Origin of the sequence: Pseudomonas argentinensis, assembly GCF_001839655.2 — a bacterium.
Lineage (GTDB): Bacteria > Pseudomonadota > Gammaproteobacteria > Pseudomonadales > Pseudomonadaceae > Aquipseudomonas > Aquipseudomonas argentinensis_B.
Genome location: NZ_CP056087.1, coordinates 1649975 through 1669656 on the forward strand (window position 1 = coordinate 1649975; position 19682 = coordinate 1669656).

Genomic DNA, 19682 nt, shown 5'->3' on the forward strand with positions numbered 1-19682 from the left:
CCTCGCCTGTTTTCGCCTTGCAGGACTCTAGCTCGCAAGGTCGTGATCAGGTTCTTAACCTGAGCTGGTTATAAAATTAACGCCGCGAGGGTTCAGCCCTTCGCGGCGTTTTCGCATCGAACAACCTAATTCAAGGAGCTCTCCCATGGCTGTTGGTCTTGGCCCGCTGTCTACCCTGCATCCGGTTCCAGGTTTCGAGCTGGGCATCGCCTCCGCCGGCATCAAGCGCCCGGGGCGCAAGGATGTGGTGGTAATGCGCTGTGCCGAGGGCAGCAGCGTGGCCGGCGTGTTCACCCTCAACGCGTTCTGCGCCGCACCGGTGATCCTGGCCAAGAAGCGCGCCTCCGGCAGCGTGCGCTACCTGCTGACCAACACCGGTAACGCCAATGCCGGCACCGGCGAGCCGGGCCTGCAGAACGCCATGCGCACCTGCGCCAGCCTGGCCGGCCTGGCGGGTGTGGACGAAAGCGAAGTGCTGCCGTTCTCCACTGGCGTGATCGGTGAGCCGTTGCCAGTCGAGAAGATCGAAGGCGCCCTGCAGGCCGCGCTGGACAACCTCTCCGAGAACAACTGGGCCGAGGCCGCCATCGGCATCATGACCACCGACACCCTGCCCAAGGGCGCCAGCCGTCAGTTCACCCACGAGGGCGTGACGGTCACCGTGACTGGCATCAGCAAGGGCGCGGGCATGATCAAGCCGAACATGGCCACCATGCTCGGCTACATCGCCACCGATGCCAAGGTCGCCCAGGGTGTGCTGCAGGATCTGCTGCGCGACGCGGCGAACAAGTCGTTCAACCGCATCACCATCGATGGCGATACCTCCACCAACGATTGCTGCATGCTGATCGCCACCGGCCAGGCGGCCCTGCCGGAAATCACCCAGGCCAGCGGTGCGCTGTTCGCCGCCCTGAAGCAGGCGGTGTTCGAGGTGTGCATGGAGGTGGCCCAGGCCATCGTACGTGACGGTGAGGGCGCCACCAAGTTCGTCACCGTGCAGGTCAACGGCGGGGCGACGCACCAGGAGTGCCTGGACGTCGGCTATGCCGTCGCCCATTCGCCGCTGATCAAGACCGCCCTGTTCGCCTCCGACCCCAACTGGGGGCGCATCCTCGCCGCCGTGGGCCGTGCCGGCGTGGCGCAACTGGATGTCAGCAAGATCGACGTGTTCCTCGGCGACCTGTGCATCGCCAGCAAGGGTTGCCGCGCCGCGACCTACACCGAGGAGCAGGGCGCTGCGGTGATGGTCGAAGAGGAAATCACCATTCGCATCGAGCTGGGTCGTGGCACCTGCAGCGAGACCATCTGGACTACCGACCTGTCTCACGAGTACGTGAAGATCAACGCCGAATACCGCACCTGATCCCCGTGTCGGTCGCCGGCATGGCGGCTGGCGCGTTCATTCCCCTCGCGCATGGCCCCATGAGCGAGGGGAATTTGCCTTGCCGGCAGCCAAGGGCGAAGCTGTCGCTCTGTTCCTTCTGACTGCTGGAGAAATAGATGTCGCTCGAATTGGTGATAGGCAACAAGAATTACTCGTCCTGGTCGCTGCGCGGCTGGCTGCTGGTCGAGCTCAGCGGCGCGGCGTACCAGGAAACCCTGGTGCCACTGTTTCGGGCCGACACCCATGCACGGCTGCTGGAGCATTCGCCGACCGCCAAGGTGCCGGTGCTCAAGGGGGATGCCGGGGTGATCTGGGACTCCCTGGCGATTGCCGAATACCTGGCCGAGCGCTTTCCCGACGTGGCCCTGTGGCCGCGTGACGTGGCCGCCCGTGCCATGGCCCGTTCGGTCTGCGCGGAGATGCACAGCGGCTTTGGCGCGCTGCGCAGCCACATGCCGATGGACATGCAGCGCAACGCGCCGCTGGCCAGCGTGGCGGATGACGTCAAGCAGGATATCCAGCGTATCGTCGCGCTGTGGGCGGGCTGCCGCGAACGCTTCGGTCAGGGCGGGCCGTACCTGTTCGGCCAGGTCAGTATCGCCGATGCCTATTTCGCCCCGGTTGCCAGCCGGCTGCGCAGCTACGGCGTGCAACTTCCGGCGGATGCAGCGGCCTATGTGGAGACCATTTATCAGTGGCCGGCGTTCCAGCGCTGGTTGCAGGCGGCCCTAAAGGAGAAAACGTGAAACGCGTGCATGTAGCGGCAGCGGTGATTCGTGGTGAAGACGGCCGGATCCTCATCGCCAGGCGCCCTGACGACAAGCACCAGGGCGGGCTCTGGGAGTTTCCGGGGGCAAGGTCGAGGAGGGCGAGGCCGTACCAGCTGCGTTGTCACGCGAGTTGCACGAGGAGCTGGGCATCACAGTCGTTGCCGCAAGGCCGCTGATCCAGGTACGCCACGACTACAGCGACAAGCAGGTGCTGCTGGATGTCTGGGAAGTCAGCCGCTTCGCCGGCGAGCCCCATGGCGCCGAAGGCCAGCCATTGGCCTGGGTCAGTGCGCGGCAGCTAGGCGATTACGAGTTTCCCGTGGCCAACCGGCCGATCGTCGCCGCGGCACGGCTGCCCGAGCATTACCTGATCACGCCGGAAGGCTTGGACGGCCCCGAGCTGCTGGCCGGTGTGCGGGCGGCCATCGCCGGTGGCATTCGCCTGATCCAGTTACGCGCGCCGGCGATGTTCGATGCCCTGTACCGTGATCTGGCGGTGGATATCCAGGGGCTCTGCGCCGGCAAGGCGCAGCTGATGCTCAAGGGCCCGCTGGAGTGGCTGGGCGATTTCCCGGCGGCCGGTTGGCACCTGACCGCCGAGCAACTGCGCAAATACGCCAGCAAGGGCCGCCCACTGTCCGAAGGGCGCTGGCTGGCCGCTTCCTGTCACACTGTCGATGAGCTCGAACTGGCCACCCAGATCGGCGCCGATTTCGTCACCCTGTCGCCGTTGCAGGCCACCGAGAGCCATCCCGAGGCCCAGCCACTGGGCTGGGAGCGGGCGAGCGAGTTGCTGAAGGGCTTCAATCAGCCGTGCTACCTGCTCGGTGGTGTGGCCCCGCAGCATTGCGAGCAGGCCTGGCAGGCAGGTGCCCAGGGGGTCGCCGGGATTCGCGCCTTTTGGCCCGAGCACCAGCGCTGAGCCTGTGCTTGTACGAGCACGCCGTAGCGCCTACCCTGCGGCGTCCTTTTTTCGAGTGATCCACGGACCATGGCCTCCGTTTTCAATGTCATCCTGCCGGTCTTCGCGCTGATCCTTGCGGGTTTTGCCTGCCGGCGCCTGGGCCTGCTGGGCGCTACCGCGGCCTCGGAGATCAATCGCATGGTGGTCTGGCTGTGCCTGCCGGCGCTGCTGTTCGAAGCGATGGCGACGGTGGTGTGGGATGAGATCTGGCAGCCCGGTTTCATCCTCGCCTATGGCATCGCCACCCTGGGGCTCTTCGTTCTGGTGCTGCTGGTGACCCTGCGTCGTACCGGCAGCCTCGCCGACGCCAGCGTATGCGGGCTCAGTGCGTCCTATGCCAACACCGGCTATATGGGCATCCCGCTGTGCCTGCTGGTATTCGGCGATGCCGGTATGGAGCCGGCGCTGATCGCCTGCCTGATCGTCATCTGCGTGCTGTTCGCCCTGGCGGTGGTGTGCATCGAGGTGGGCCTGCAGAACGAGAAGAGCGTGCTGGCGGCGGTGCGTCAGGTCGGTCTCGCCCTGCTCAGCAACCCCATCGTCATGGCGCCCGTGCTTGGCGGCCTGTGGGCGGCGACCGCGCAGCCGCTGCCGGCGCCCCTGCACCAATTTCTCAAGCTGCTCGCCGCCGCTACTGGGCCCTGCGCGCTCATCGCCCTTGGCTTGTTCCTGGCCGAAAAGCACGCGGGGCCGAAGCAGCGCGGTACCGGCCTGGTATTGATCAAGCTGGTCGCCCACCCGCTGCTCACATGGGCGCTGGCCGTCCATGTGTTTCGCCTGCCGCCGATGTGGACACATGCCGCGCTGCTGCTCAGCGCGTTGCCGACCGGCACCGGGCCCTTCATGCTCGCCGAGTTCTATCGCCGCGAGAGCGCCGAGGTGTCGAGCACCATTCTGCTGTCGACCCTGGGCTCGTTGCTGACGCTGTCGATCTGTCTTTACCTGATCGCGCCCTGAGCGCCGCGCCTGGAGCTTCCCCATGCCTTCACCCGATCAGCCCAGCCTGCGTCCCAGTACGCTGCACCTGCCAGCCGGCGCCTGGACGACGGTGCTCGACTGCCTGTGCGCGCATTTTCCGGCGATTTCACGGGACGTCTGGCTCGAGCGTATGGCCCGTGGCCGGGTGCTGGACGCCCAGGGCGAGCCGATCAGGGCCGATCACCCCTATCGGGTCGGCCTGCGCGTGCATTACTTCCGCGAAGTGCCGGCCGAGCCGACGATCCCCTTCGAGGAAGCCATCCTGCACCTCGACGAGCACCTGCTGGTCGCCGACAAGCCGCATTTCCTGTCGGTGATGCCGGCCGGCGCCTATGTCGAGCAGACCTTGCTGGCGCGGCTGGTCAGGCGCACCGGCAATGCCGACCTGGTGCCCCTGCACCGCATCGACCGGCATACTGCCGGGCTGGTGCTGTTCTCCTGCAGCCCCCAGACCCGCGGGCGCTACCAGGCGATGTTTCGCGAGCGAGCCATCGACAAGCGCTACGAGGCGCTGGCCGCGCCGTTGCCGGAACTGCAGTTTCCGCTGCTGCGCGAAACGCGCTTCGAGGCGGGTGAGCCGTTCTTTCGCATGCGCGAAGCGCCCGGCGTGCCCAACACCTGCACGCGCATCGAGGTGATCGACAAGCGCGCCGAGCACTGGTTGTACGGGCTGGAGCCGGTCACGGGCAAGAAGCACCAGCTCAGGGTGCATATGGCGGCGCTGGGTGCGCCGATTCTCAACGATCCCTTCTATCCCGAGGTGAGCTGCGCCGAGGGCGAGCCCGACGATTACAGCAAGCCGCTGAAACTGCTGGCCCGTGGGCTGAAGTTCAGTGACCCGCTGACTGGCGAGCCGAGGTGTTTCGAGAGCCGCCTCAGTCTTTGACCGCGGCCTGCCAGAGCACTTCGTCGATGCCCTGGCGTCTGGCGATCAGCCGGGCGGCCACGAACAGCAGGTCGGACAATCGGTTGATGTAGGCCAGCAACTCGCCGCGCAGGGGCTCGATGGCATGCAACTGGCCGCAGCGCCGCTCGGCGGTGCGGGCGCTGCTGCGGCACAGGTGGGCCTGGGCGATCAGCTTTGATCCGCCAGGCAGGATGAAGTTGGTCAGCGGGCCGACTTCCTCGTTCCAGCGGTCGATGACCGCTTCCAGGCTGTCGATTTCGGCGGCCTGCAGGGCTTGGTACTCGGGCATCGCCAGCTCGCCGCCGAGGTCGAAGAGGCGGTGCTGACAGGGCGCGAGCACCTCGACCAGTTCGCCAAGCCCCGGGTGGTTCGCCTGCTGCTCCAGCAGGTCGGCGAGCAGCAGACCGAGTTGGCTGTTCAGCGTGTCCACTTCGCCGATGGCTTCGATGCGCGGGTGATCCTTGGCGACCCGACGGCCGTCGGCCAGCCCGGTTTGCCCGGCATCGCCGGTGCGCGTGTAGATTTTCGAGAGTCGATAGCCCATGGGGTCTCCGCTGATCAGCTGCCCACACCCAGTGGCAGGCGCAGGGTGAAGCAGGTGCCCTGGCCGGTGCGCGAGTGCACCTCCATCTGGCCCTTGTGGTTGTTGGTGACGATGAAGTACGACACGGAAAGGCCCAGGCCGGTGCCCTGGCCGACTTCCTTGGTGGTGAAGAACGGCTCGAAGATGCGCTTGCGCACGGCCTCGGGGATGCCCACGCCGTTGTCCTCGACCTGCACTTCGGCCCAGGGTGGCGCCAGGCGGGTGCGCAGGATCAGCTTGCCAGGCTGGCTTTCGTCCTCGCGCAGGTGGATGGCCTGGGCGGCGTTCTTCAGCAGGTTGAGCAGTACCTGCTCCAGTTCGTTGGCGATGCCGGGGATCGGCCCGAGCTGCGGGTCGAATTCGCGCTGGATGAGCAGGCTCTTGAAGTCGAAGCTTTCGGTCAGGTCGAAGTCGTTGCTGGCGATCTCCACCGCCTGGTCGATCAGCGCCGGCAGCTGGCAGGGCGCCAGCTGGCGATTGCTCAGGCGGCTGAAACTGAGCATGTGGGTGACGATCTTCGAGGCCCGCGCGCCGGCCTGCTGGATACCGTCGAGCAGCATGGGAATTTCCCGCGCGGCCAGGTAGCGGTCGATGGCCGGCAGGCTGACCCCGGCCAGCTCGGCCTGCTCCTGGTTGCGCGGCAGTTCCGGCGACAGGCGCCGGCGGATGTTCTGCACGTTGTGCAGGATGGCGCCCAGGGGGTTGTTGATCTCGTGGGCCATGCCGGCCGCCAGGCCGCCGACGGAAAGCATCTTTTCGGACTGCACCATGACTTCTTCGAGGTTCAGGCGCTGGGTGATGTCGTCGATGCGGATCACCACGCCGCGGCCGATGCTGCCGATCAGCGGGTAGAAGGTCAGGGCGTAGTGGTGGGGCTCGTCGTCGCGGATCCAGGTGACGCGCTCGATCTTCTCGACCCGGTGTTGCTCGGCGGTGCGCTTGAGCTTGGACAGGTATGGTTTGAGCAGCGGAAAGGCGAGAAACACCGGCTGGTTCACCGCCTCGTCGATGGAGGTGCCGGACAGCGCGCTGGCTTCCTGATTCCACTGCGCCACGTAGAGCTGCTCGTCCAGGGCGATCAGCGCCGAGGGCATGGAATCGATGATGCTGTTGAGGTAGTTCTGAAAACCGGTGAGCTTCTTCTCGATCTTGCTGCGCACCTGCACTTCGAGTTCCAGCTTGCGGTTCGACAGGCGGGTTTCCTCGGCCAGGCCGCGGGCCTGGTTGTAGGCTTCCTCGGAGTCGTCGCGGGCGCGCTTGAGCTGCTGCTCGCGGGCTTCGATGCGTTCGAGCATGGTGTTGAAGGCCTCGGCCAGGCTGCCGATTTCGTCGCGGTTGCCGCGCCGGGCGCGCAGCGAGTAGTTCTCTTCGCGGGTGACCTGGCGGGTGAGTTCTTCGAGGCGCTTGATCGGGCTGGTGACCAGGCGGCGGATCTGCCGCGCCACCAGCAGCCAGAGCACCAGGCTGAACAGCAGGATCACCAGGCTGGCGGTGACGGTACCGGTGTAGAAGGCGCCCGGCAGTTCGCTGGAGGCTACCAGCAGCAGGTGGCCGGGCGGGGCATCGCCCTGGGGCAGCTCGACCAGCTGGTTGGCGCGAAACTCGCCGATACGCCAGTTGTCCAGGGCGTCGAGCTGGGCGGGCAGCTCGAGTTTTTCGCCGCGCTGCAGCTGCGCCATGCTGTTGCCGCCTGCATCGTAGATCACCGCCGCGCGCAGCGGGCCGTAACCCTCCAGGCGCTTGAGCAGTTCATGGGCCGCTTCGGGCGAGCTGAGGGCTTCACGGCTCAGGGCCGGCGTGGCGATCAGCCGGCCGAGGGTCTGCAGCGCCTGGGGCGCGACGCTTTCCTGGGAAATCCAGTAGGCTGCACTGATGAAGGTCATGTTGGCGACCACCAGCACCGCCGTCAGCAAGACCAGCAGCGCCGCGAGCAGTTTTCGGCCAACGGGGAGGTTCTTCAGGCGGTGGCGCAGGCGCATGGGCGTGGTTCGTGGTGGCAGGTGAGGGCGCAGGTTAGCGCGTGACTCAATGGCGCGGCAATCCGTGGCGGTCCAGATGGGCGAGCAGCCGCTGATGCACGGCTTGCAGGTGGGGCAGCTGCAGCGCTGCCTGCTCGGCGGCGGCGCAGGCATAGCCGAGCAGGTAGCTGATCTCGGTGCGGCGAGCACTGGCGACGTCCTGGTACATGGACGAGTAGTTGGCGGCGGTGGCCTCGATCACCCGCCACACCTCGTGGCGCAGGTCCCGGGCCGCCTCAGCCTGGCCGCTGCCGATCAGCAACGCGACCAGCTCGGCACACAGCGCCTCGACCTCGTCACTGTGGCGCACCAGCTCGCCATTGCGACAGCTATGCAGCACGGTCAGCGGGTTGATGGCGCAGTTGAGCGCCAGCTTGCGCCACAAGCGCCCCAGGATATCCGGGCTCCAGGTATGGGGAATCTGGCCGCGCTGGAGATCGCTCAACCAGGTTGGCGGTGTGACGTCGATTGGGTCGCCGATCCAGGTGTGGCCCTGGCCGGCGAACACCACGCGCCAGTCGCCATCGCGAAACGCGCCCTCGGTACTGGAGGCCGGCAGGCAGCGGCGGCCGGGAAGCTGCTGCGCCACTTCGTCCTGGCTGCCCAGGCCGTTCTGCAGCAGGATCACCTCGGCCTCCGGTGCCAGGCGATGGGCGACGGCAGCGATCGCTTCGACGGCGTCATAGGCCTTGCACGCCAGTAGCAGGCGGGCGATGGGCGCCGGGTCGCTCAGGTCACTGGCGGCTATGGCGTACCGCTCGCTCTGGCCCTGCTCGACCAGCGTCAGGCCGCCCGCCTGGAGGTATGCCGCCAGGCGTTGCGGGTTACGCAGAACCAGCTGTACCGGCACCCCGGCGCGAAACAGGCGAGTGGCCCAGAGGCTGCCCAGACTGCCGGCACCGAGTACGTGCCAGCTCATGTGCGCGGCAGGCGTACGGCGGTCACCCGGCCGCTGGCATGGGCCTCCGGTAGCAGGCGAGTGGCCAGATCGAGCAGTTGCTGCTGCTCCATGGGCATGGCCTTGCTGTCCAGCCCGACCACGGCGATACCGGCCTTGAGGCTGATGAAGCCTTCGCTGGTCTTGAAGGCCTTGAGGTTGAGCCCCTCGTGCAGGCGCTTGAAGCTGCTCGGCGAGCATTCCTGCAGGTCTTCGAGCAGGGTGATCAGCGCGAAGTGACGATCGTCCAGGCTGACCAGCACGTCCAGCGGGCGCACCAGCTGTTGCAGGCGCCGGGCCACGCTGCGCAGCAATTCGTTGTAGAACGCCTTGCCGTGGCGCGTGCCCAGTTCGTCGGCGCCCTGCAGGCCGATCAGCAGGTAGCACAGTGCGCCACCGCGCGACTCCACCTGGCGCAGGCTATCCGCCATCTTCTGCTTCAGGTAGCGGGTGTTGCCCAGGCCGGTCAGCGGGTCGACCAGGTTGCGCTCCTCCAGGCTGGCGATGTTCTGCACCAAGAGGGCGTTTTCCTGGAGCAGACGCTGCAGGGTGCTGCACAGACGCTCGGCGGCGAACACCCGCGGCAGCAGCTGTTCGTTCATGGCCGACTTGCTGATGAAGTCATCGACGCCGCGGTCGAAGGCTTCGTTGAGCACGTTCTCGCCTTCCTTGCCGGTCAGCAGAATGACATAGGTGTAGTGTTCGGCCGCTTCATCGAGCTGGCGCACCCGGCCGGTCAGCTCCAGGCCGTCCATTTCGGGCATCAGCCAGTCGGCCAGCAGCACGCTGGCGGGGCGTTGTTCGAGGTTGCTGATGGCTTCGGCAGCGCTGCTGGCGAAGCGAATATCCTGATATCCAGCCTGGCTCAATGCGCGTCCGATCATGGCGCTCGAGAACTTGGCATCGTCCACCACCAGAATACTGAGATGGGGGTTGGGCATGTTTTTTATGGCACTCGCTGGCAGGAAAACGGGTCGAGGGAAGGGGAGTAACCAATACAACGCCGAGCGGTCTGTATCAGAGCGGATATAATGATCGCGCCAATTTTATCGTCAAGCCATCCGCGCGATTTGCGCAGAACTTATTCACGATCTCGCGAACTGGCGCCCAGCACGATGCAGCTTGCATCGCCGCACAGGCTGCCGGCAAGCGATTCGCGAGGCAGTGCTGCCCGCTCGCGCTTTATATCTGGAGGAATTGCATGCCCTCGTTCGACGTGGTGTCGGAGCTGGACAAACACGAACTCACCAACGCCCTGGACAATGCCAGCAAGGAGCTGGAGCGGCGCTTCGACCTGCGCGGCAAGTGCAGTTTCGAGGTCAAGGACAAGGCCGTCACGCTGACCGCCGAAGCCGATTTCATGCTCGAGCAGATGCTCGACATCATTCGTGGCTGCCTGATCAAGCGCAAGATCGACAGCCAGTGCATAGAAACCAAGGACCCCTACGCGTCCGGCAAGGTGGTCAAGCAGGAGGTCGAGTTCCGCGAAGGCATCGACAAGGAACTGGCCAAGAAGATCGTCGCCCACATCAAGGAAGCCAAGCTCAAGGTGCAGGCCGCCATCCAGGGCGAGCAGGTGCGCGTCACCGGCAAGAAGCGCGACGACCTGCAGGAGTGCATCGCCTCGCTGCGTGGCAAGGATTTCGGCATGCCCCTGCAGTACAACAACTTCCGCGATTGAGTCGCGCCGGTTGAACCCAGGCGCGGCCAGCGCGTCGCACCTTTGGCAGCCTCATCGACGCCATGGCAGTCGCTATGCCTTGGCGTCGTCGTTTTTTCCGCGATGACGGACAGGAGTTTCCCATGGATTTGAATGCTGAAATCGACCAGCTGATGCGTGAGTCCCAGACCTGGATCCCGCTGATCATGCAGTACGGCAGCCGCGTGCTGCTGGCGCTGGTCACCCTGTTGATCGGTTGGTGGTTCATCAACAAGCTCACCAACCAGGTCAGCAATCTGCTGGCGGCCCGCAAGGCCGACCCGGCGCTGCAGGGTTTCATCGGCAGCCTGGCCAACATCATTCTCAAGGTGCTGTTGGTGATCAGCGTCGCCTCGATGATCGGTGTGGAGACCACCTCGTTCATCGCCGCTATCGGTGCCGCCGGCCTGGCCATTGGCCTGGCCCTGCAGGGCAGCCTGGCGAACTTCGCGGGCGGGGTGCTGATCCTGCTGTTTCGCCCCTTCCGCATCGGTGACTGGATCGAAGCCCAGGGCGTGATGGGCACCGTGGACAGCATCCAGATCTTCCACACCGTGCTGCGCACCGGGGACAACAAGACCGTGGTGGTGCCCAACGGCAACCTCTCCAACGGCATCATCACCAACTACAACCGCCAGCCGACGCGCAAGGTGGTGTTCGACGTGGGCGTGGATTACGAGGCCGACCTGCAGGGTGCCCGCGAGGTGCTGCTGGAGCTGGCCGATGATCCGCGGGTGTTGAAGGAGCCGGCGCCGGTGGTGGTGGTCAGCGCCCTGGGCGACAGCGCCATTACCGTTTCCCTGCGCCTGTGGGTGGAAACCCCGAACTACTGGGACGTGATGTTCATGCTCAACGAGCAGGCCCGTGACCGCCTGAAAACCCGGGGTATCGGTATTCCCTTCCCGCAGAGGGTGGTGCACGTGGTGCAGGACGCCGCCGTCGGCGCATGACCCCGCGACAGGGGCCGGCCGCAATGGCCGGCCTTCAGGCCGTGCTCGCGCGGCTCTGCTGGCGCCACTGCACCAGGATCAGCAGCAGCGTCGGCACGCCCATCAGCGCGGTGATCAGGAAGAAATCCGCATAGCCGAACTTCTCCACCAGCACCCCCGAATAACCGCCGATCAGCCGTGGCAGCAGCAGCATGATGGAGCTCAGCAGCGCGTACTGGGTGGCCGAGAATTTCAGGTTGGTCAGGCTTGACAGGTAGGCCACGAAGGCCGCGGTCGCCAACCCTGAGCTGAAGTTGTCGGCAGAGATGGTGAAGACCAGCATCTGCAGGTTGGCGCCCATGCCTGACAGCATCATGAACAGGAGGTTGGTGGCCGCCGACGCCGCGCCGCCGATGAACAGGATCGGCAAGATGCCGAAGCGCACGATCAGCAGCCCACCGGCACCGGCACCGACCAGGGTCATGATCAGGCCGAACAGTTTGCTGACGCTGGCGATCTGGTCCTTGGTGAAGCCCTGGTCGATGTAGAACACGTTGGCCATCACGCCCATCACCGTATCGGACATGCGATAGGTAGCGATCAGCCCCAGCAACAGGAAGGCCTGCCAGCGGTAGCGCAGGATGAAGTCGTTGACCGGGGTGAGCACCGGCGCCAGGCCGCGGCGCCCCATCGATGACAGGCACAGGGTGGTGAGGATGGTGTAGAGGATGGCGCGCAGGAAGGCGCGGTCCTCGAGCAGCAGGTCGAGCAACGTGGCTTCGCCGGTCACCAGGCTGGGAAAATCGGTGTTGTACAGCTGGGTGAACATCGCCGGCACCGACACCAGCAGCACGATCAGCACCAGTACCGAGGCGATCTGGTGGCTGAAGCCGTACTTGGCGGCGGCCAGCTGGGTTCGCAGGGAAACCGGCGGCTCCTTCATCCACAGGCTGGTCAACAGGCCCGGCAGCATCAACAGGGCGAACAGCAGGTAGGTACCGGCCCAGGCGGCGTGCTGGTAGAGCAGGGTGGTCGAGCCCAGGCCCTCGGCAACGTACAGTGCGCCGGCGGTGGCCAGCAGCGCGGCGACCCGGTAGCCGGCCATGTAACTGGCGGCCAGGGCGGCCTGGCGGGTGTCGTCGACAATCTCCAGGCGGTAGGCATCGACGGCGATGTCCTGGGTCGCCGAGGCGAAGGCCACCAGCACGGCCAGGGCGATCAGCCAGGTCAGGTGGGTGTGCGGATCGCACAGCGCCATGCCGGCCAGGCCGATGGCGATCAGAATCTGCGACAGCACCAGCCAGGAGCGCCGTCTGCCGAGCTTGCCGAGCAACGGCAGGCGCCATTGGTCGAGCAGGGGCGACCACACCCACTTGAAGGCGTAGGCCAGGCCGATCAGGCTGGCGAAGCCGATGGTTTCCCGCGCTACGCCCGCTTCGCGCAGCCACACCGACAGGGTCGAGAACACCAACATGTAAGGCAGGCCGGCGGCGAACCCTAGCACCAGAAGAACCAGTGTCGAGGGGCTGGAGTAGGCGGCGATCGCGTCGCGCCAGCTTTTACGATGCATTGAAGGGAGTCGGCCTGGAGGGAGAAAGCATGAACAAGGGGCGCACTCTAGGGGCTAGGGTCAGGTCAGTGCAAGCCGGTTGCGCCTGGCGCGTCGAGTCTCATGCCTCGTGCTCCAGGGGCCGCCAGCCGTGACGTCGGATATCCACCCGACCATTGTGGGATAGCACCCCTTCGACGCGCAATCGGGCACGTTGTTCAACCCCGCTTGGCGAGTCGGCCGCCAGGCTCAGCCGGCCGCCAGCGGCGACCACGCGATGCCAGGGCAGGGCGGTGCCATCGGGCAGTTGGCCGAGGGTGCGGCCGACCCAGCGCGCCGCGCGCGCCAGGCCCGCCAGCGCGGCCAGCTCGCCATAGGTGATCACCTTGCCGGGCGGCACCTGGGCCAGCGCCAGGTACAGCGCATCACGGCGGGCCTGTTGGTCGCCGTCGGCCGGCGGCGCGCTGTAATCGTTTTGTCGTGTCGGCATGGAAGGCTCCTCGCTCCGCTCGGTTAGCAGGCCGTTGAAAAACTACCTACGTTGCCGGCGCGTCGTTAAAAACAGCCTCAAATGCTCATGTACACCTCGTACACTCCGCTTTTTCGGCTGTTTTTGCCTCGCGCCGGTGGCCTCGCCGACGTTTTGCAACGGCCTGCCAGGGCCTCGATGAACTAGAAGCATTTCCGTCGGTCATTTCTTGCTCAAATATCGGGTATGCGGATAATGCCCGATTTACCGCGAACCGGAGCGACAGCATCCGCTTATGTTTACTCGTACCTTGTTGTGCCTGGGCCTCAGCGTAGCCACCACACCGCTGCTGGCCGATACCGTATGGATGAAGAACGGCGACCGCCTGACCGGAACCATCAAGGTTCTCGACGGGGGCAAGCTGCTGCTGGAAACCGATTACGGTGGTTCCATTCCGCTGGACTGGAAAAAGATCGCCACCCTCGACAGCGAACAGGAGTTGCTGGTCAAGGAGGACGAAATCACCGGTGAGCGTGCCAAGTCGCTGCAGGCTGCCGATTCCGGCAAGGTGACCCTCGCCAATGGCGATGCACCGAAGACCGTCGAGCTGGCCAGCATCAAGCAGATCATGAAGCCCAAGCCCTTCGTCGAAGACTTCATGTGGAAAGGCAACGTCGACGTGGCCATGGACTACAAGCGTGCCGAGAGCGACACCGACGACTACGATGTCGACCTCAAGACCCAGGCCCGCCATGGCAAGTGGCGTCACAATGCGACGGTCGATTACAACCGCGAACTGCGCAACGACGTGGTCAGCACCGATAACTGGGGCACCGAATATGCCCTGGACCGCTTCCTCGACGAACAGTGGTTCTGGCAGGGGCGCTTCGAATACAAGCGCGACCAGATCGAGGATCTCGAGCGGCAGCGTACGGTGGGTACCGGTCCGGGTTACCAGTTCTGGGACAACGAGCTGGGGGCGTTTTCGGTGGCCGGTCTGCTCAACCGTTCCGACTATGAGTACGCCAACGGCGAGAAGGACAACTTCTACGCCATCAGTATGCGTTGGGACTACAACCGTTACCTGATCGGCAAGACCTTCGAACTGTTCAGTACCGGCGAGGTGGGCAAGCCGCTGGCCAGTGCCGCCGACTACTCGCTGGATGCCGAAGTGGGCCTGCGCTACAAGGTCACCGACTGGGCCTCGTTGAACATGAAGGCGTCCAAGGATCAGGTCAGTGGTTCGGAAGGCGACAAGGACGAAACCCGATACACCATCGGCTTCGGGGTGGGTTGGTAACCCGGTTCGCTGCAACGCTGAAAGCCCCGCCCGCTTGCGGGGCTTTTTTATGGTCCTACGCACGGTTTGAGGAAAGTGTGGGTTGATACCGGACTGGCAAGTTTGTGTGCGTATCACTTACTGGCTTAGCACTATCCATTACCGCGTGTACTGAACCTTTGTGTTGCGCCCCTTACGGGCGCCACACCTTGATTCGCTTCGCTCACCCTTCGGGCCAGCCTGCGGCTGTTACTGCGCTTCGCTACGTTTCTCTGCTTGCCCAAGAAAGGTGTGCCAAAGAAGGGCACCCCGACATCCGGGTTTCGCTGCGCGAAACTTGATTCGCTTTGCTCACCCTACGGGCCAGCCTTTCGGCTGTTACTCCGCTTCGCTGCGTTTCCTCGCTCCGGCGCCGCTCCGGGGGCCGGCTTACATGGGCCATCCCTGGCCCATTAAGCGGGACCGCCATCGGTATTTCGCCGCATCCATGCGGCTCGCTCCCCTACGCGCCACCTCGGCGTTTGTTTTTGCTTTTGCTCTCGAGTTGCGATCGAACAGGCGACGCCCAAGTCCCCTTCAGGAGGCCGAGTGGAATCACCGTGAAGGGGTTGAGCGACATGGATGTCGCGAGAGCCGCGATGGCCGGGGCCGCCTAGGCAGGGATGGCCCTTCGCGGCGTGCCCTTGGAGCGGTGATGGAAGGAGGGAACCCCGGCGCAGCCGGGGCCGTATGTAGGGGTGTGTTTCTTTGCTTACTTTCTTTGCACAAGCAAAGAAAGTGAGTCGCCCGTAAGGGGCGAAACCCATAGACCAGGCGACGAACCAATGGCGAGCGCCAAGCAATCGGCAACTAACGCTTTATTGCCAGTCCGGTGTCAAGCCTATCCCCCCGCGAAAATGCGAAGAACCTTTTTATGGGCGGCCGTCCATGGCCGGCGTGCTACAGGCGTACGCCTCCGTCGAGCTCGAGAATGCGCCCGGTGAAATACTCGTTCTCCAGCAGAAAGGCGATGGCGTGGGCGATCTCCTCTGGTTTGCCAAGGCGCTTGAGCGGAATCACCTCGGCCATGCGCTGCAGCGCCTCGGGCTTCATGCTGGCGACCATCTCGGTCTCGATGAAGCCCGGTGCCACGCCCGCCACGCGGATGCCGTAGCGCGCCAGCTCGCGAGCCCAGACCACGGTATCGGCAGCCACCGCGGCCTTGGCGGCCGAATAGTTGGCCTGGCCGATATTGCCGGCCCGCGACACCGAGGAAATATTGATGATCGCCCCCTCGTTCTGCAGCTCGATCATCTTCGCCGCCACCTCCCGGGTGCACAGGAACACGCCGGTCAGGTTGACGTCGATCACCGATTGCCACTGGGCCAGGCTCATCTTGCTCATCTCGCCGTCCTTGACCTTGATGGTCAGGCCGTCGCGCAGGATGCCGGCGTTGTTGACCAAGCCGTTGATCGAGCCGAAGTCCTCGGCGATCTGCGTGATGGTCTGGGCGACCTGTTCTTCGCTGGCCACGTTGCACAGGTAGGTGCGTGCCTGCACCCCGAGCGCCCGGCAGGCCGCCGCGGTTTCATCGAGTTTTTCCTGGTTGAGGTCGACCAGCGCCAGGCGCATACGACGCTTGGCGAGATACTCGGCCATGGCGCGACCGAGCCCCTGGCCGCCGCCGGTGATGATGATGACTTTGTCTTCGAGTTGCATGCCAATTCCCTTGTTTTGAGAGTCGAACGGGTCATGCCGGTGCGATACAACCGCGCTGCCGCTGCGCACTCGCGCCGGTCGATTGCCATGACGTACAGGCAGCAGCATAGAGCGCGAGGTGGGCCTGGCACCAGCGTTACACCGGTAAGCCTCAACATCCTGTAACAGCGTGGCTAGCTTGCCCGAGGCCTCGCGTCGGCTGGCGTTGAACGCGCCACTGGCGGGCGAAGTCCAAGCTTCAGCTTGAATTAAGCGCAACACCCCATATTTCTCTCCTACTGGAAGGTGTTCTTCCGTCAAGGAAACCGCGATGCGCATTTTCATGTTGTTGTTCCTACTGTTCCCGATCCTCGAGCTGGCCGTGCTGATCTCCGTGGGCAGCGCCATCGGTGTGCTGCCGACCATTGCCCTGGTGATCCTCACCTCGATTTTCGGTGGCCTGATGCTGCGCATTGCCGGGATCACCACCGCCTGGCGTGCCCGCGAGCGCCTGGCCCGCGGCGAAATGCCGGATCAGGAAGTGCTGCAGGGGCTGATGATGGCGGTCGGCGGCGGCCTGCTGCTGCTGCCGGGTTTCATCAGCGACGTCATCGGCATTCTCTGCCTGCTGCCGTTCACCCGGCGCTGGCTGGTCGAGCGCGTGCGCCAGCGCGCTGCCGAGCAGGCCGCGCGGCAGCGGGCCTTCGCCGATGACCTGGCGGCTCGCAACGGCCAGCCCGGCGCCCACAAGCCGAACGTGCTGGAAGGCGAGTACGAGCGCCGCGAGTAATCACCCAAACAGCCGCCCACAGCCCCGGCCAGAGCGATCTGGCCGGGGCTGTGGGTTTTCAGGCGGGCCGATTCGCTGAACCTCGCTCGTAAAAAATTTACCGCCTCGCCCTTGAATTGCTATTGGTCGCCCTTATGTAGCGGTCACCGCAAGGTTTTTCAGCGTCCAGGCGCTGAAACAAATTTCGGCGTTACGTGTACTGCGCAGCGCCATGATCCTGCCGGTAAAAGCACCGGTAATTTCAACAACTATTGGGAGAGATCGACAATGAAGCTTCGTCCTTTGCATGACCGCGTCGTGATCCGTCGCAGCGAAGAAGAAACCAAAACCGCTGGCGGTATCGTGCTGCCGGGCTCGGCTGCCGAGAAGCCGAATCAGGGCGAAATCGTTGCCGTGGGTACTGGCCGTGTTCTGGACAGCGGTGAAGTCCGTGCCCTGGCCGTCAAGGTCGGTGACAAGGTGGTGTTCGGCCCATATTCGGGCAGCAACACCGTCAAGGTCGACGGCGAAGACCTGCTGGTGATGAGCGAGAACGAAATCCTCGCCGTCGTCGAAGCCTGATCGCCCGCGAATTTCCGTTTAATCGTCAAGAATTGAGGATCAAATAACATGGCAGCTAAAGACGTAAAATTCGGCGACGCCGCTCGCAAGAAACTGCTGACCGGTGTCAACGTTCTGGCCGACGCCGTCAAAGCCACCCTCGGCCCGAAAGGCCGTAACGTCGTCCTCGAGCGCAGCTTCGGCGCGCCGCTGATCACCAAGGACGGCGTTTCCGTCGCCAAGGAAATCGAGCTCAAGGACAAGATCGAAAACATCGGCGCCCAGCTGGTCAAGGACGTTGCTTCCAAGGCCAACGACGCTGCCGGTGACGGCACCACCACCGCGACCGTTCTGGCTCAAGCCATCGTTACCGAAGGCCTGAAGTCGGTTGCAGCCGGCCTGAACCCGATGGACCTGAAGCGCGGCATCGACAAGGCCACCGCGGCCATCGTCGCCGAGCTGAAGAACCTGTCCAAGCCGTGCACCGACAGCAAGGCCATCGCTCAGGTTGGCACCATCTCCGCCAACTCCGACGATTCCATCGGCAACATCATTGCCGAAGCCATGGAAAAAGTCGGCAAGGAAGGCGTGATCACCGTTGAAGAAGGCTCGGGCCTGGAAAACGAATTGTCCGTGGTAGAAGGCATGCAGTTCGACCGCGGCTACCTGTCGCCGTACTTCATCAACAAGCCGGACACCATGGTTGCCGAACTGGACGGCCCGCTGCTGCTGCTGGTCGACAAGAAAATCTCCAACATCCGCGAACTGCTGCCGGTTCTGGAAGCCGTTGCCAAGGCTGGCCGTCCGTTGCTGATCGTTGCCGAAGACGTCGAAGGCGAAGCCCTGGCGACTCTGGTGGTCAACAACATGCGCGGCATCGTCAAGGTCGCTGCCGTCAAGGCGCCGGGCTTCGGTGATCGTCGCAAGGCCATGCTGCAGGACATCGCCGTTCTGACTGGCGGTACCGTCATCTCCGAAGAGATCGGCCTGAGCCTGGAAAGCACCACCCTGGAGCATCTGGGTCAAGCCAAGCGTGTGGTCCTGAACAAGGAAAACACCACCATCATCGACGGCGCTGGCCAGCAAGTGGACATCGAGTCCCGCGTTGCACAGATCCGCAAGCAGGTCGAAGACACCACTTCGGACTACGACAAAGAGAAGCTGCAAGAGCGTCTGGCCAAGCTGGCTGGCGGTGTTGCGGTGATCAAGGTTGGCGCTGCCACCGAAGTCGAGATGAAAGAGAAGAAGGCCCGCGTTGAAGACGCCCTGCACGCGACCCGTGCCGCCGTCGAAGAAGGCGTGGTACCTGGCGGTGGTGTTGCCCTGGTACGTGCCCAGGCTGCTCTGGACGGCCTCAAAGGCATCAACCTGGAGCAGGACGCTGGTATCAGCATTCTGCGTCGCGCCATCGAAGCGCCGCTGCGCCAGATCGTCACCAATGCTGGCGACGAAGCGTCCGTGGTGCTGGACAAGGTCAAGCAGGGTTCCGGTAACTACGGTTACAACGCTGCCAACGGCGAGTACGGCGACCTGATCGAGTTCGGCATCATCGACCCGGCCAAGGTTACCCGTAGCGCGCTGCAAGCCGCGGCTTCCATCGCTGGCCTGCTGATCACCACCGAGGCGATCGTCGCAGAACTGCCGGAAGACAAGCCTGCTCCGGCCATGCCGGACATGGGCGGCATGGGTGGCATGGGCGGCATGATGTAAGCCGACCGGCACCCTGAGCTGCACCGAGAACCCCGCGCCCTGGCGCGGGGTTTTTTATTGCCTGTGTCATTCAGGCCTGAATGTTCGCCGGGGCTCAGCTCGGCGGGCTTCAGGCGATCCGTGCAGGCAACGTGACAGCTGTCGGCGCAAAGGGTTTTGACCGTTCGTCTTGTCGTAATCTGTTTCGGGTAATCGTGATCTAGTGTTAGCGGACGGTTGGTAACACTATCAAGAGGTTGCGATCATGAGCTTAGGAGTAGCCAGAGGTTTGTTTCTCGTCGCGGCGCTAAGCGTCTCGGCATTGGCGGCGGCTTCCTGGTACGAGCCGGGCCCTGAAGTGATCAGTAGCAATGGCCGTAGCTACTGCCTGAGCCCCGCGCTCAAACCGCTGATGCCCGCAGCGGTGCAAGCGGACCAGAATCTGCTGCTGCTGGTAATGGGCTTGTCCCAGGGGCTGCGCTGACGTGGCTGGCATACTGCCGCAACAGTGAATTTCTAC

The 19682-nt window shown here is 64.3% G+C and carries 18 protein-coding genes and 1 pseudogene; 12 read left to right on the forward strand and 7 right to left on the reverse strand.

The window, feature by feature from the left end; all coding sequences use genetic code 11:
* Positions 1-145 precede the first annotated feature (145 nt).
* From argJ to SA190iCDA_RS07270, 5 genes and pseudogenes are all read left to right on the forward strand, one after another.
* A complete protein-coding gene (argJ, locus tag SA190iCDA_RS07250; protein WP_070884226.1) occupies positions 146-1363 on the forward strand; it encodes a bifunctional glutamate N-acetyltransferase/amino-acid acetyltransferase ArgJ in 1218 nt (405 codons plus the stop codon).
* Positions 1364-1500: 137 nt separating this feature from the next.
* A complete protein-coding gene (locus SA190iCDA_RS07255) occupies positions 1501-2130 on the forward strand; it encodes a glutathione S-transferase family protein (RefSeq protein ID WP_070884225.1) in 630 nt (209 codons plus the stop codon).
* Positions 2127-3076 (forward strand): annotated as a pseudogene (locus SA190iCDA_RS07260) (Nudix family hydrolase). The gene SA190iCDA_RS07255 and the pseudogene SA190iCDA_RS07260 overlap by 4 nt, the downstream one beginning before the upstream one ends.
* A 69-nt stretch (positions 3077-3145) precedes the next feature.
* A complete protein-coding gene (locus SA190iCDA_RS07265; RefSeq protein ID WP_070884223.1) occupies positions 3146-4075 on the forward strand; it encodes an AEC family transporter in 930 nt (309 codons plus the stop codon).
* A 22-nt stretch (positions 4076-4097) separates the two neighbouring features.
* Positions 4098-4982, forward strand: a complete 885-nt coding sequence (locus tag SA190iCDA_RS07270) for an RluA family pseudouridine synthase (protein ID WP_070884222.1) — start codon at positions 4098-4100, stop codon at positions 4980-4982.
* Here SA190iCDA_RS07270 and SA190iCDA_RS07275 read toward each other — a convergent pair.
* From SA190iCDA_RS07275 to SA190iCDA_RS07290, 4 genes are read right to left on the reverse strand one after another with little or no spacing between them, the layout of a single operon-like run.
* A complete protein-coding gene (locus tag SA190iCDA_RS07275) occupies positions 4972-5547 on the reverse strand; it encodes a cob(I)yrinic acid a,c-diamide adenosyltransferase (protein WP_070884221.1) in 576 nt (191 codons plus the stop codon). The two genes, SA190iCDA_RS07270 and SA190iCDA_RS07275, sit on opposite strands and share 11 nt — an antisense overlap.
* Positions 5548-5561: 14 nt before the next feature.
* Positions 5562-7565 (reverse strand): ATP-binding protein, encoded by a 2004-nt coding sequence (locus tag SA190iCDA_RS07280; protein ID WP_070884220.1) that lies wholly within the window; start codon positions 7563-7565, stop codon positions 5562-5564.
* A 46-nt stretch (positions 7566-7611) separates the two neighbouring features.
* Positions 7612-8523, reverse strand: a complete 912-nt coding sequence (locus tag SA190iCDA_RS07285) for a putative 2-dehydropantoate 2-reductase (RefSeq protein WP_070884219.1) — start codon at positions 8521-8523, stop codon at positions 7612-7614.
* A complete protein-coding gene (locus tag SA190iCDA_RS07290; RefSeq protein ID WP_070884218.1) occupies positions 8520-9482 on the reverse strand; it encodes a response regulator in 963 nt (320 codons plus the stop codon). The genes SA190iCDA_RS07285 and SA190iCDA_RS07290 overlap by 4 nt, the downstream gene beginning before the upstream one ends.
* Before the next feature lie 260 nt (positions 9483-9742).
* Between SA190iCDA_RS07290 and SA190iCDA_RS07295 the strand changes: the two genes are divergently transcribed.
* Both SA190iCDA_RS07295 and SA190iCDA_RS07300 read left to right on the forward strand, forming a co-directional pair.
* The gene (locus tag SA190iCDA_RS07295) at positions 9743-10222 is read left to right on the forward strand and encodes a YajQ family cyclic di-GMP-binding protein (protein WP_070884217.1); all 480 of its coding nucleotides are present in this window, start codon (positions 9743-9745) and stop codon (positions 10220-10222) included.
* Between the two features lie 122 nt (positions 10223-10344).
* Entirely contained in the window at positions 10345-11190 is an 846-nt protein-coding gene (locus SA190iCDA_RS07300; RefSeq protein ID WP_070884216.1) for a mechanosensitive ion channel family protein, read from the forward strand.
* A 34-nt stretch (positions 11191-11224) separates the two neighbouring features.
* On the opposite strand, the gene SA190iCDA_RS07305 is transcribed toward SA190iCDA_RS07300, so the two are convergent.
* Together SA190iCDA_RS07305 and SA190iCDA_RS07310 are read right to left on the reverse strand one after the other, a co-directional pair.
* Entirely contained in the window at positions 11225-12739 is a 1515-nt protein-coding gene (locus tag SA190iCDA_RS07305) for an AmpG family muropeptide MFS transporter (RefSeq protein WP_070884215.1), read from the reverse strand.
* Between the two features lie 100 nt (positions 12740-12839).
* Positions 12840-13208 carry an MGMT family protein gene (locus SA190iCDA_RS07310; protein ID WP_070884214.1) on the reverse strand — a complete coding sequence of 123 codons (369 nt, stop codon included), beginning with the start codon at positions 13206-13208 and terminating at the stop codon, positions 12840-12842.
* A gap of 274 nt (positions 13209-13482) precedes the next feature.
* Between SA190iCDA_RS07310 and SA190iCDA_RS07315 the strand changes: the two genes are divergently transcribed.
* Entirely contained in the window at positions 13483-14487 is a 1005-nt protein-coding gene (locus SA190iCDA_RS07315) for a DUF481 domain-containing protein (protein ID WP_070884213.1), read from the forward strand.
* A 918-nt stretch (positions 14488-15405) separates the two neighbouring features.
* Here the strand turns inward: SA190iCDA_RS07315 and SA190iCDA_RS07320 are convergent.
* Positions 15406-16164 carry an SDR family oxidoreductase gene (locus SA190iCDA_RS07320; RefSeq protein WP_070884212.1) on the reverse strand — a complete coding sequence of 253 codons (759 nt, stop codon included), beginning with the start codon at positions 16162-16164 and terminating at the stop codon, positions 15406-15408.
* Between the two features lie 310 nt (positions 16165-16474).
* On the opposite strand from SA190iCDA_RS07320, the gene SA190iCDA_RS07325 reads away from it, so the two are divergent.
* The 4 genes from SA190iCDA_RS07325 (at position 16475) to SA190iCDA_RS07340 (ending at position 19646) form a co-directional block, all read left to right on the forward strand.
* Positions 16475-16933 (forward strand): FxsA family protein, encoded by a 459-nt coding sequence (locus tag SA190iCDA_RS07325; protein ID WP_070884211.1) that lies wholly within the window; start codon positions 16475-16477, stop codon positions 16931-16933.
* Between the two features lie 267 nt (positions 16934-17200).
* Entirely contained in the window at positions 17201-17494 is a 294-nt protein-coding gene (locus SA190iCDA_RS07330) for a co-chaperone GroES (RefSeq protein WP_042554944.1), read from the forward strand.
* A 48-nt stretch (positions 17495-17542) separates the two neighbouring features.
* Positions 17543-19183 carry a chaperonin GroEL gene (groL, locus tag SA190iCDA_RS07335; RefSeq protein ID WP_070884210.1) on the forward strand — a complete coding sequence of 547 codons (1641 nt, stop codon included), beginning with the start codon at positions 17543-17545 and terminating at the stop codon, positions 19181-19183.
* A gap of 244 nt (positions 19184-19427) precedes the next feature.
* A complete protein-coding gene (locus SA190iCDA_RS07340) occupies positions 19428-19646 on the forward strand; it encodes a hypothetical protein (RefSeq protein ID WP_070884209.1) in 219 nt (72 codons plus the stop codon).
* Positions 19647-19682 lie beyond the last annotated feature (36 nt).